Source organism: Acinetobacter sp. 24-47-62 (genome assembly GCF_056779765.1).
In genome coordinates this window covers 118180-130677 of sequence record NZ_JBWYIN010000008.1, presented here as the reverse complement: position 1 = coordinate 130677, position 12498 = coordinate 118180, and the positions used below count along the sequence as shown (strand labels likewise).

Here is a 12498-nt window from a genome sequence, read left to right as displayed (position 1 = left end):
ACCACTGAGACGCACTCAGTCTTGTTGAGACTGCACTGCAGGTTTATCCGCTTTTTGTGCGCGAAGTTGTGCAACCAGGCTTTGCATATCCTCAGGCAAGGGTGCTTCAATTACTGGATATCCTGGAATCTCTAAGCGCATTGCGTGTAAACATAAACGACGTGGTTTAGGTCCACGATATTCCGTCTCATGCCCGTACTTTTCATCACCCACCAAGGGATGACCGATACTGAGTCCATGTACACGAATTTGATGTGTACGACCAGAAAGCGGTGACGCATACACGAGTGATGCATGCATAAAGCGTTCCGCTACCTTCCATTGGGTTTTTGAAGGTTTTCCTTCTTTAGATACACGTACTCGACGTTCACCATTGGCTAACTCATAGCGATGTAATGGTGCATCGATTAATTGTGAGTCTAATGTGACTTGGCCTTTCACCACAGCAGCATAAGTTTTTTGAATCTTGTGTTCACGAAGCATATCTTGAAGTGTTTTTAACACGCTACGCTTTTTAGAAATCATCACCAAGCCTGAAGTATCTCGGTCAATACGGTGGATCAGTTCTAAATATTTTTTCCCTGTCGCTGCGCGTAAGCCTTCAATTAAACCATACGCCACACCACTTCCACCGTGCACTGCAATCCCAGAAGGTTTGTTCACCACTAAAAGACCTTCATCTTCATAAATCACACGGCTTAACAAGCCCTGCGCGACTTTGTCTGATACTGGAACTTGAGATTCATCTTTTTGTTCATAACGAATCGGTGCAACACGGATTTGATCACCAATATTTAATTTGGTTTCCGCTTTCACACGCTTTTTGTTGACCCGCACCTGACCTTCACGAATTAAACGATAGATTCGACTTTTCGGTACTCCTTTAAGACGAGCGAATAGAAAATTGTCGATGCGTTGCCCCAATTGGTGCTCATCCACTTCAAACCAAGTGACGCTTTGCCATTCTTGCGTAGAATTCATACAGTTACGTTGACCTAAAAAAATACTAAATTCGATTAAAAACTGATCATTTAGACTACCCAATTGACTAGAAATGTCTGTGTAGCCCATAGGCAGATGATCTAAGGTTTGCTATAGTCAGCGCACGGATACCGCCGTAAGTGAACATTTGTTTAGAGATTTCAAAATTTTGAAATTCAAACTAAATTTTTGTTTAGCATAAACTCGGAATGGTCCCAAAAGAATATGCCAACGCCGAAGGCTTATTATATCGGCAAAAAGACAAACTGTTGCGTTTAATTGTGCTTTTGCACATAAATCAGTTTGTTTAAAAAAATATGTCGCCAACAATTATGTTGGTTTTTAAACGTTAACTGATACACATCAGAATGGTCGCAACCTGATTTCTCATTCAGGCTATAACGTTAGATGCATTGGATCTGCACAATTTGTAAAGATACGACGATAATTCCGTATCAAGACACTCTATCAAAAAATTGAAGAGATGATCTTCGAGCAATGTGACAGTGAAAGTAATGAACATCCAATGCACCGTTAGTCCGCCAGTGAATGTTCAGGCTTCTTTAATCAGTGACAGGATTAAAGCCGTATTGCCATCATCAATACGTGAATCAAAATACCGAAGCCCATCAATAAAGGCCGGTAATACACTTAGATCAAACTGATTATGGTGATCTAGGAATTGATCCATGCGGGTTGATGTTCGCTACGTAAATCGCGATGTTTTGCTTGTGTATCACTATTAGGTGTTACACCCATGAAACGTATGTTGATCAATGCAACACATGCCGAAGAAGTTCGCGTTGCACTCATCACTGGTCACCGTCTTTACGATTTCGATTTAGAAAATCGTACTCGTGAACAAAAGAAAGCCAATATCTACAAAGGTCATGTGACTCGCGTTGAGCCATCTCTTGAAGCTGTGTTTGTAGAATATGGTGCAGGCCGTCAAGGCTTTCTTTCAATGCGTGAAATCGCAAACTCATATTACAAAGCTGACCCTCGTCAAACTTCAAACATTCGTGAGTTAATCACTGAAGGTACTGAGCTTTTAGTTCAAGTTGAAAAAGAGGAACGTGGCAACAAAGGCGCTGCTCTCTCAACTTTTATTTCCCTTGCGGGTCGTTACTTGGTCTTAATGCCAAACAACCCGAAAGGTGGTGGTATTAGTCGTCAAATTTCTGGTTCAGTTCGTGAAGAATTGAAAGAAATGTTGGCGTCTTTAAATGTACCTCGTGGTATGAGCGTGATTGTACGTACTGCAGGGATTGGTCGCTCACAAGAAGAGCTTCAACTTGATCTTCAGCACCTTCTCGATCTTTGGGCACGCATCCAAAGTACAGCAAATTCTGGCCCTTCTCCAATGTTGGTTCATCAGGAAGCTGGTGTAGTTACTCGTGCAATTCGCGACTATTTACGTGATGATGTTGCAGAAATTTTAATTGATTCTGAACAAGCTTATAACGAAGCCTATAACTTTGTTAAAGCCGTGATGCCGAACCAATTAGACAAGTTAAAAACATATACTTTGAATGAGCCTTTATTTGCTCATTTTGGTATCGAAAGTCAAATTCAAACAGCTTACGAGCGTGAAGTGAAACTTCCTTCTGGTGGTTCAATTGTCATTGACCAAACAGAAGCATTGGTTTCGATCGATATTAACTCTGCAAAATCTACTCGTGGTCACGATGTAGAGGAAACTGCGCTTAGTACTAACTTAGAAGCAGCAGAAGAGATCGCTCGCCAACTTCGCTTACGTGATATCGGTGGTCTGGTCGTGATTGACTTCATTGATATGACCAAAGAACGCAATCAACGTATGGTTGAAGCGAAACTGCGTGAATCAACTCAAAGTGATCGTGCACGTATCCAGTTCGGTCAATTGTCTCGTTTCGGCTTAATGGAAATGAGTCGCCAACGTTTACGCCCTTCTTTAGAAGAAGCGACTGGCTATGTATGTCCACGTTGTCATGGCACAGGTATGGTTCGTGACTTGCGTTCTCTTTCACTTTCGATCATGCGTAAAGTTGAAGAAATTGCACTTCGTGAGCGTCAAGGTGAAGTTCAAGTAGAAGTTCCTGTTGAAATTGCAGCATTCCTTCTCAATGAAAAACGTCATAGCCTCGTATATTTGGAGCAAACTTCAAATGTACGTGTGACTGTACTCCCTCACCCGCATTTAGAAACGCCACATTACGAAATCTCGTATAATCCTGAAGGCTTTGCACCAACCAGCTATGAACGTACTGAAGCGACTCGTTCTAGTGAAAAAGAGTTGGGTTATGAGTCTTCAGAATGGCACTTAGAAGAAGAGCATACAGCTCCACCTACGCATGCCCCTGTAACGCAGGAAAAAGGCAATAAGCGTCATAAAAACAATCAAAATGCTACACAACCTGCGGTAGCACAAAAAACTGCGCCAGCAGCTGCTCCAGCAACTAGCCCATGCGCATGGTTAGAAAATCTGTTTGTTCAAAAACAAGCGAGTACGATTGATCAATCTCGTACAGCCAATTCTGCAGCGGCTGCAATTGAACAAATGGTGAACGGTGGTGCCGTAAGTCGTGGTCAATTCGGTCAAATTGCACCTGTGACACCTGTGGCAATTGAAGCATCTGCACCAGTTGAAACAAATGCGTATATTTCACATACGCCTGTTGCGAAAAATGATACACGCGACCAAGAACGTCAAGCTGAAAAAGACGAGCGTCCACAACGTCATAACAAGAAAAATCGCAATAAGCAACGTGACACACGCGAAGTTAATGCAGATCAACATGTGATTGAAGAAGTTGTACAGGCACCTCGCCATGAACAACGTCAAGACAATCGTCATGAGTCACGCAATGAAAACCGTCATGAGCAACGCCAAGAACAGCGTGATCAGAAACGTCATCAAAAGCGCCCTCAACAAAACGAGACAGCTTTCGAAGCACAAACTGAACAAGCTGTGCCACGTCGTGACCGTAATGCACAACGTCCAAATCGTCCAAATCGTCACCGCGATCAAAGTGTATTAAATCAAGAGCAATCTTCAGCACCTGTTGCTCCAGAAGCTCAAGTTAAAGTTGATTTAATTGATGTACCTCGTAATGATGAGCTTAAAACAGCGTTAGTGGTTAATGTTGGTCAAGCACAAAGTGAGATTGTTGCATTAACGCCTGAAGTAGCAGCACCTGTAGCAACTGCTCCAGCACCTGTTGTGACAGACGCTGAAGTGTCAGCACCTCAAGTGGAAATTACGGTTGATGAACCTGTCATTGAAGCTGAGGTTAAACCTCAACAAGCACCACAACGTGCAAGTAACGACCCACGTCAACGTCGTCGTAACAAGCATCAACATGACCAGAAAGCAAAATCAGATGCGCCGAAGCTTCGCCCTTCACAAGTGCCAGCTTTAGCACAACATACGGTTTTAAGTTTAATTCAACATGTTTATGGTGCGGATTGCTCTGTATTGATTGAACAGTTTGGATTAATTCCAACCTTCAATCGCGCATTGCAAAAGTTCACTGAACAGTATGCAGCGAGTTTAAATACTCAATCTGCTGAACCTGCTACTGAGAAAAAACCAGTAACACGTGATGTCGCTGTTCAACAAGCTCCAGCTGAAAAAGAGCCTGCACCTGTGTTGGACTTAACACCTCCAAAACCAGTGTCTGATAAGCGTGTTGCAAACGATCCACGTGAGCGTCGTCGTCTTGCAAAACTTGCAGCAGAGCAAGCAAAACAAGCGCGCCTTGAAGAAGTTGCAGCACAAGAAGCCGTGAAAGTTGAAGCACCTGTTACGGATGCTCCACAAGCAGCTGATGCAACATCTGAAGTTGCACATCAAGAAACAGCAACACCATCAGCTGAAGTGACTCAATCTGAAGTGAAGACTGAAGAAAAAGTTCAAACTTCTTCAGAACAGCAACCTGAAGAAAAATCTTCAGAATCAACTGAAGTTGCGTCTACAGAAGCAGAAACTGCGAAAGTTGAAGTGGCAGAAGTTGCCGTAAGTGCTGAAGATAAATCTGCACAAGCTGAAGCAGATAAGGATGATGCAGAACAGCAGGAGGAAGATAAACCTGTTCGTCCGCGTCGCCCTCGTGGTCGCCCACCAAAAAAAGCAACACCATCAGCTGAGTAATTTGCTTAAACTACATTAGCTTTTGACAAACCTAGTCATTACGGTGGCTAGGTTTTTTTGTTATGGTCTTTAAAGTTTTGACTGAAAAATCCTGTTCAGAATTGATCAATTTTTCAAAATGGATAAGATATTCAGTGACAAAACCAAGTAAAAAACTTGCGAAAAATTAAAGACTAAACGGAATATCACAAAAAATAGGACCAGTATGAGCCAGACTTATCAAAACGATCTCATTGGAATCAAAGACGTAGCAGCACGACTCCCACATTTGGTCACGAAGTTGCCAAATATTCTTGTCGGGCTCAAACAGGCTTATTTACGTACTCCTAAAACGCCAGCAGGTCTTGCCCTCGCTTTTGAGCGTGCAGCGCAAAAAAATCCTCAAGGTATTGCGCTGTTATGTGAAGATCAGAAATATACCTACCAACAACTAAATGATTGGGCAAACCAAATTGCACACTACTACATCGCTAAGGGTGCAAAAAAAGGTGATGTGATTGCGGTCATTGTTGAAAACCGCAGTGAACTTATTGCCACCGTCATTGGTCTTGCAAAAATTGGGGTTGTTTCAGCGCTCGTCAATACGTCTCAAACAGGTAAGGTACTTACCCATAGTATTAATTTGGTTAAACCAATCGGTGTAATTGTCGGTGAAGAATGCCGTGAAGCTGTAGATGGAGTACGCGAACAACTGACTGTCGCAAAAGATAAGCTCTATTGGCTGGCTGATCAAAATACACGTCAAAATGCTGGTCAAGCACCTGATGGCTATCATAATCTTGCACAAGAAATTTTATCTGAATCTAAAGATAATCTAGCTGAAACACATAAGGTGACTGGCACTGACGGCTTATTCTATATTTATACGTCTGGTACAACAGGTTTACCAAAAGCCGTAGTCTTTACCAATAGTCGTTGGATGTTAGCGTATGGCACATATGGTCATGTCCTCAATCTAAATAAAGATGACGTTATGTATGTCACTTTACCGCTTTATCATGCCACAGGCATGGTGGTTTGCTGGTGTGGTGTAATTGCTGGTAGTTCGACGCTAGCGATTCGTCGTAAGTTCTCAACCTCTTCTTTTTGGAAAGATGTTCAAAAATTTAATGCTTCAGCAATTGGCTATGTTGGTGAGCTATGTCGCTATCTTCTAGATGCACCTGAATCACACCAAGATCGCAATCATCGCGTCACCAAGATGATTGGTAACGGCATGCGTCCAAATATTTGGGATAAATTTAAAAATCGCTTTGGCATTGAAGAAGTGCTTGAACTTTATGCTTCAAGTGAAGGTAATGTCGGCTTTTCCAATATTTTAAACTTCGACAATACCGTAGGTTTCTCGCCTATTCCTTATGCCATCATCCAATATGACAAGGAAAAAGAAGCTCCTATTCGTGATGCAAAAGGTCATTGTATTAAAGTCAAAAAAGGTGAAACAGGTTTATTGATTGGTAAAATTACCAATCGCTCGCCATTTGATGGTTATACCGATCCAGAAAAGAATAAATCCTCGATCATGCATGATGTTTTTACCAAAGGAGATTCTTATTTCATCACAGGTGACCTTGTGCGAGATATCGGGTGCCGCCATGCTCAATTTGTTGACCGTCTCGGTGATACCTTCCGCTGGAAAGGTGAGAATGTCTCTACAACTGAGGTTGAAAACATTTGTAGTGATTATGAAAAGATCACAGAAGCAGTGGTATACGGCGTTGAAATTCCAAATACTAACGGTCGTGCAGGTATGGCAGCCATCACTTTAGCAGAAGGTGCTGAACTGAATGAGCAAGATTTATCCAATATGGCTCAGTTCTTTAAGAAATCTTTGCCAAGCTATGCAGTTCCAGTGTTCTTACGTGTACAGAAAACACTCGAAACCACAGGAACATTTAAATATCAAAAGAGTAAGTTGAAGGAAGAAGCTTATTTTCCAGACAAAACTTCAGATCGTATTTTGGTTTTATTACCAAATGAAGATGCATATTGCGATTTAAATGAAGAGATTTTGAAAAATATTGAACAGTATAAATATCGTTTTTAAGCTAAAATCGATTGTTTTTTGGCTAGAAAACACGAAATTGTGTCATTTCTAGCCAAACGTAACAAAGTTTTATATTTTTTACTTGCGCTACTCAAATAACTTGCTAAAATACGCAACATCAAAACGAGATGGGTCGTTAGCTCAGTTGGTAGAGCAGCGGACTTTTAATCCGTTGGTCCCGCGTTCGAGTCGCGGACGACCCACCACTTATTTTGAAACTCCTATGGGTCGTTAGCTCAGTTGGTAGAGCAGCGGACTTTTAATCCGTTGGTCCCGCGTTCGAGTCGCGGACGACCCACCAGATTCTTAAAAAAGCCTTTCATCTTGAAAGGCTTTTTTATTGCCTGAAATATAATGCAAGCTTCTATCATAGAGGATCAACTCTTATATCTTCAAAGCTTTTGACGTTGCAAAGTATATGCACGTGACGGAAGCGGATTGTCTTTAAAGAAAGTTTGGTTCACTTGCGTTGCATTGGCAATTTTATCAAGATCCATGACCATATTACCCTGCTCATCCAAATCGTAAAAAAATTGAACCCCACTCTCTCTCAAAATAATGATTTGATGGTGATGCGGATCATACAACCAACGATCTTGGCGATATTGACGTTGCGTTGTAAATTCAACCTTACCACGATGCATAAAAATACGATGAGCTGTGCCATCAGCCAATAAATTGATAATAAACTCAGCTTCACCCTTATCACAACGAGCAAAGCCATCATCACATTGCATGGTGGTTTGGTAACGACCTACAAATTTCTGCCATTCTTTAGCAACAGACTGCGGTGTTGTATCCGCATTCTCTTGAACTGGAGGCCGTGCCTTACCTGCGACATTCGTTAATGAGTTAGAAGACTCAGGCGTATGCGACTCCTGAATTTGGTTGATGTGTTCAATATGTGGCGATTCATTCTGGCTACATGCCGCAAGTGCAATATTCATGATGGCGATAATGCTGAACATTGAGATTGAATGAACTTTAAAATTTAAATTCATCATTTTATATCTTGAGCCATTTCATAAATTGCGATGTATAAAAATATTATCCTTATAAAATAGGGATATACAAGTATTAGACTGATCTGACTATTTATGCAGAACCTATACCACATCAAGGTTTTATCTTTTTCATTACATAAAATTACGATATTTTTTGAATAATCTCCTTTAAAACTAAAAATTATTCTCCATATAAAATGTATAGACAAACGTTAAAGAGAAATTGCGAAGTCTATTTCATGACTATTTTAGGTTCTAAAGGAGAACTCAATGACCAATGTTGGTTTATATCGCTCAAACCGCTCTAACATGATTGCTGGTGTGATGGGCGGTATTGCTGAACGTTTTGGTTGGAATGCGAATTTATTACGAATTATTTTTGTTCTAGTGTCAGTGATGAGCGCTGCATTTCCAGGAATTTTAGTGTACTTAGTGCTTTGGTTAGTGATGCCAAAAAATAAAGTTCAGCACGAACATTCAAATACTTATGATCGTCCAATGCGCACTGTACATCAGGACAGATCACCGCTTTAACTTGAGTTTACCCTCAATCACCCACACAACCTCGGGTGAGTTTTTCAACACGATAATTTCCCCCAATTATCGTGTTTTTTTTATTCTCATTTTGCATCTTTCTCAAAATAGCGCTAACTTGAACAAAACAACAAATATGGACAATCAATGGCACAGTCGGAATGGATGGTATTGTGGCTATGCGCACTGGCCGCATTATTACATGGCCTGAGCGGTTTCGGCTTTCCCATGATGAGTACCGCCGTACTCTCTACTCAACTCCCGCTCAGCCTCGCTGTCACTTTGGTCATTCTTCCCTGCCTCATTTTAAATTTAATTCTGCTAACTGCTCACCCTCAGTATTCAATATGGCAGAGCATTCAACACTACAGCATAAGATTTTCCCCCCTTATTCTAAGTAGCTTAGTTGGCAGTCTGCTTGGGGTAAAACTTTTATTGTGGCTCAATGAAGGTTATTTAAAGCTTTTACTTGGCATGGTGATGGTGCTGTATGTGATTGATCAATTACGACAACATTCATTCACCGTCAGCCCGTCAGTGCTCAATATGCTGATATTCGGTCTGTTAGCAGGCATTATCGGTGGTGCTACCAATGCAATGGCACCATTTCTAATGATGTATTTACTCAGCTGTCAGCTGAGTAAAACCGATATTGTGATCGTGAGTAATTTAAGCTTTATCGCCAGCAAATTGATACAACTCCTTCTACTTTACCCAATTTTGGTCAATATTGATGAGCATCAACAACTTTTAGTCATGTTGATCTGTGTTTTTGCAATATTTGGGGTATGGATCGGCGGACTGATCAGGCAACACATCTCTCAACAGTTTTTTAAAAATACAGTATTGATCCTATTACTTTTGCTCGGTATTCAAGCCCTGTGGCAAAGCTATAATTTATTAGAACAATCGATTTCATTGTTTAAATAGTATATTTTGAAAAGTGATAAGGATATTCATTCTTCAGAATTAAGAAGTTTAATACATGCAACTATAAAACCTATAGCGACATTCAAAAGGAGCGAATATGACGGAACAACTCGCGACCCCAACCAACATGATGCCTAAAGGGCTCATCAAAGGTTGGGTGTTGATATTGATCGCCGCTTTTATTTCTTATGGACTCTATCAAGTCTTACCCTATGATGAAAATGCCAATAAAGGTTTGGCATTACTCTGCTTTATCGGCATTTTATGGCTGACTGAGGCCATCCACATCACGATTACCGCCCTATTGGTACCCGTACTCGCAGTTCTTCTCGCGATGCCTATGGCTAAAGGCGATGAGCTTATACCAATCACAACACAAGCGGCATTAGCTACATTTGCAGATCCTGTGATTTTTTTATTTTTTGGTGGATTCGCATTAGCGACCGCGCTGCATATTCAAAAGCTCGATAAAAAAATTGCGATGTGGATCATCTCTATGTCTGGTGGTCATCTCGGCATCTCTGTAATAGCGATTTTTGCTGTAACAGCACTTTTATCTATGTGGATTTCAAATACGGCGACTGCAGCAATGATGCTTCCACTTGCCCTTGGTTTACTTTCACATTTAGATGTCAGTCGAGATCGAAAAACATTTGTTTTTATCCTGTTAGGTATTGCCTATTCTGCAAGTATTGGTGGCTTAGGGACCATGGTTGGCTCTCCACCAAATGCAATTGCAGCAAAAGCTTTAGACTATGATTTTGCAGATTGGATGAAAATCGGTTTACCGATGATGCTTCTTATTTTACCTGCCATGCTCTTGAGTCTTTATCTGGTACTTAGACCTAAGCTCAATCATAAAGTGCAATTTGTGACTGAGGATATCCCTTGGACAGGTACTCGAATTGCAACAATGGTATTGTTTGTCTGTACGGCTATTGCTTGGATCTTCAGCAAAAAGCTGACCGAGAACTTTGGTATTTCACAACCTGATACTTGGATTGCTGTTCTGGCAGCATGCTTGGTCGTGATTATCGGCACTGCAACATGGAAACAAGTTGCTGAAAATACAGATTGGGGCGTTTTATTTTTATTTGGCGGTGGTTTAACCCTCAGTGCAATTTTAAAAGATTCAGGCAGTTCATTGGTGCTTGGTCAAACGCTTGCCAATGCCTTTGGTGATGCCTCCCCACTCCTCATTATTTTCGTCGTCGCTACGTTCATTATCTTCTTGACTGAATTCACCAGTAACACTGCATCTGCTGCACTGTTAGTACCAGTCTTTGCAGCGATTGCCGATCAAATGGGCATGCCTAAGGAAATTTTAGTTATTGTGATCGGCATTGGTGCTTCTTGTGCATTTATGCTTCCTGTTGCGACACCACCGAATGCGATTGTGTTTGGTACTGGCCATATTCAACAAAGTGAAATGATGAAAGTCGGCTTTGTCCTGAATATCATGTGTATTTTCTTGGTTTCCCTGTTTATTTACTGGTTCTTTATCTAAGTTTAAATAAATCCAGATTCCAAATAAAAAGCACCCTTGGGTGCTTTTTTAGGACAATCTAAAACAGTTTTAAGCTCTCATTTTAAAATGGTTTAGTTCCTGATTCAGGGCAGCGATAATATCTGCACGGCTAATAATTCCGACCAGACGCTGCTCGCTCACTACCGGGATATAGTTAAAAGAACGTTCCACAAAATAGGGCACCAGATCCTGAATCGGCTGCAATGGCTGCACTGTGACTACCTTGCGGGTCATAATATGTTTGACCTGATGTTCCCAGCTGCTGCGCACATCTGCAGCACGTTTAAACCATTCTACCACCTGATACATGGCCAGCGTTCCCACCAGCTTGCCTTCCGCATTAACCACTGGCAGGCTCATCAGGTTCATCTGCTTAAACTTGTCCAGTGCATGCTGAATATCATCATTGGCATGCAAGGTCACCACGTCTTTGGTCATAATGTCCTGACAAGTAAACTGGTTGACCGCACGGGCATTGGCTCGGTCCTGCGCTTCCAGAATAATCTTTTGCAGGTCATATTCACTAATGTCCAGCAGCTCGGTTTGCTGATCTAGTACTTCCTGAATATCTTGCGGCTGAATAGTGACTTTCTGGGTCGGGGTCGGATCTTTGGAACGGGTATTCAATTGCGCCTGCTGCGGATAACGCTTGCCAATCATTCGATTAAAGACGATCGCAATTACCATCAATAAGATCGAATTCAGCAGCACCGGATAGAAAACGAAAGCATAGCCGAGTTCATGGACCGCATTGCCGCCGAGTACCGCCGTAATGGCGACAGCACCACTGGGTGGATGTAGGGAATCTGTGGTCATCATCAGGATAATGGCCAAGGCCACCGCCAGACTAAAAGCTTCAGTCGGACTGGCAATAAACAAGGCACAGGTCACACCCACCACCGCAGCAATAGTATTACCTACCAGAATATTCCAGGGCTGTGCCAAGGGACTGGCCGGAACTGCAAACAGCAGCACAGATGAGGCCCCCATCGGCGCAATATACCAGGCTTCAAAATCACCCAGAATCCATAAACTCAGTAATGACGATACCGTGAGACCCAGTAGTGCCCCAATACCGCAAAGTAAACGGTCTTTGAGTGGAAGAACTTTAAAATTCGGTTTTAAGGTATTGAGCCAGTCAAGATTGGAATGGAACACGGCGCGCCTGATTTTAATGTTTACAGATTTTGCGCATTATAAAACTAGTCGCTTTAAAGATGTATTCATTTTATATCTTTTAATTACACTTAAATGGATGCTGTTTAAAAAGCCAAGTCTCTCTCCAGGCAACAGTCATCCATCTAGTTCTCTTTTACGGTTCAACTCCTCATAGGATTTTCAA

General features: G+C 41.7%; 9 protein-coding genes and 2 tRNA genes. 7 read left to right on the top strand and 4 right to left on the bottom strand.

The window, feature by feature from the left end; translation table 11 throughout:
* Nucleotides 1-15: 15 nt before the first annotated feature.
* Nucleotides 16-981, bottom strand: a complete 966-nt coding sequence (locus AC1M87_RS08020; protein WP_481593416.1) for an RluA family pseudouridine synthase — start codon at nucleotides 979-981, stop codon at nucleotides 16-18.
* 553 nt (nucleotides 982-1534) lie between these two features.
* Nucleotides 1535-1672 carry a hypothetical protein gene (locus AC1M87_RS08015; protein WP_179998737.1) on the bottom strand — a complete coding sequence of 46 codons (138 nt, stop codon included), beginning with the start codon at nucleotides 1670-1672 and terminating at the stop codon, nucleotides 1535-1537.
* 66 nt (nucleotides 1673-1738) lie between these two features.
* Here AC1M87_RS08015 and AC1M87_RS08010 point away from each other — a divergent pair, with 66 nt between their 5' ends.
* The 4 genes from AC1M87_RS08010 to AC1M87_RS07995 all read left to right on the top strand — a co-directional run bounded on the left by AC1M87_RS08010 (nucleotide 1739) and on the right by AC1M87_RS07995 (nucleotide 7461).
* Nucleotides 1739-5113: an Rne/Rng family ribonuclease gene (locus AC1M87_RS08010; protein ID WP_481593396.1), complete on the top strand. Its 3375-nt coding sequence runs from the start codon at nucleotides 1739-1741 to the stop codon at nucleotides 5111-5113.
* Between the two features lie 205 nt (nucleotides 5114-5318).
* Entirely contained in the window at nucleotides 5319-7160 is a 1842-nt protein-coding gene (locus AC1M87_RS08005) for a long-chain-acyl-CoA synthetase (RefSeq protein ID WP_481593395.1), read from the top strand.
* 130 nt (nucleotides 7161-7290) lie between these two features.
* Nucleotides 7291-7366: transfer RNA gene (locus AC1M87_RS08000), tRNA-Lys, on the top strand.
* Between the two features lie 19 nt (nucleotides 7367-7385).
* Nucleotides 7386-7461, top strand: a tRNA-Lys gene (locus AC1M87_RS07995).
* 91 nt (nucleotides 7462-7552) lie between these two features.
* Here the strand turns inward: AC1M87_RS07995 and AC1M87_RS07990 are convergent.
* Nucleotides 7553-8164: a hypothetical protein gene (locus tag AC1M87_RS07990; protein WP_179998740.1), complete on the bottom strand. Its 612-nt coding sequence runs from the start codon at nucleotides 8162-8164 to the stop codon at nucleotides 7553-7555.
* 270 nt (nucleotides 8165-8434) lie between these two features.
* Here AC1M87_RS07990 and AC1M87_RS07985 point away from each other — a divergent pair, with 270 nt between their 5' ends.
* The 3 genes from AC1M87_RS07985 to AC1M87_RS07975 all read left to right on the top strand — a co-directional run bounded on the left by AC1M87_RS07985 (nucleotide 8435) and on the right by AC1M87_RS07975 (nucleotide 11135).
* Nucleotides 8435-8698, top strand: coding sequence for a PspC domain-containing protein (locus AC1M87_RS07985; RefSeq protein WP_481593394.1), 264 nt, complete (start codon nucleotides 8435-8437; stop codon nucleotides 8696-8698).
* 147 nt (nucleotides 8699-8845) lie between these two features.
* Nucleotides 8846-9628: a sulfite exporter TauE/SafE family protein gene (locus AC1M87_RS07980; protein WP_481590073.1), complete on the top strand. Its 783-nt coding sequence runs from the start codon at nucleotides 8846-8848 to the stop codon at nucleotides 9626-9628.
* A 97-nt stretch (nucleotides 9629-9725) separates the two neighbouring features.
* Entirely contained in the window at nucleotides 9726-11135 is a 1410-nt protein-coding gene (locus tag AC1M87_RS07975; protein WP_092766697.1) for an SLC13 family permease, read from the top strand.
* A gap of 69 nt (nucleotides 11136-11204) precedes the next feature.
* On the opposite strand, the gene AC1M87_RS07970 is transcribed toward AC1M87_RS07975, so the two are convergent.
* The gene (locus AC1M87_RS07970; protein WP_035264211.1) at nucleotides 11205-12314 is read right to left on the bottom strand and encodes an HPP family protein; all 1110 of its coding nucleotides are present in this window, start codon (nucleotides 12312-12314) and stop codon (nucleotides 11205-11207) included.
* Nucleotides 12315-12498: the final 184 nt, after the last annotated feature.

What these genes read in the sequence shown, in the direction of transcription:
- AC1M87_RS08020 (WP_481593416.1), bottom strand. Translation starts at nt 981, where the DNA reads ATGAATTCTACGCAAGAATGGCAAAGCGTCACTTGGTTTGAAGTGGAT.
- AC1M87_RS08015 (WP_179998737.1), bottom strand. Translation starts at nt 1,672, where the DNA reads ATGGATCAATTCCTAGATCACCATAATCAGTTTGATCTAAGTGTATTA.
- AC1M87_RS08010 (WP_481593396.1), top strand. Translation starts at nt 1,739, where the DNA reads ATGAAACGTATGTTGATCAATGCAACACATGCCGAAGAAGTTCGCGTT.
- AC1M87_RS08005 (WP_481593395.1), top strand. Translation starts at nt 5,319, where the DNA reads ATGAGCCAGACTTATCAAAACGATCTCATTGGAATCAAAGACGTAGCA.
- AC1M87_RS07990 (WP_179998740.1), bottom strand. Translation starts at nt 8,164, where the DNA reads ATGATGAATTTAAATTTTAAAGTTCATTCAATCTCAATGTTCAGCATT.
- AC1M87_RS07985 (WP_481593394.1), top strand. Translation starts at nt 8,435, where the DNA reads ATGACCAATGTTGGTTTATATCGCTCAAACCGCTCTAACATGATTGCT.
- AC1M87_RS07980 (WP_481590073.1), top strand. Translation starts at nt 8,846, where the DNA reads ATGGCACAGTCGGAATGGATGGTATTGTGGCTATGCGCACTGGCCGCA.
- AC1M87_RS07975 (WP_092766697.1), top strand. Translation starts at nt 9,726, where the DNA reads ATGACGGAACAACTCGCGACCCCAACCAACATGATGCCTAAAGGGCTC.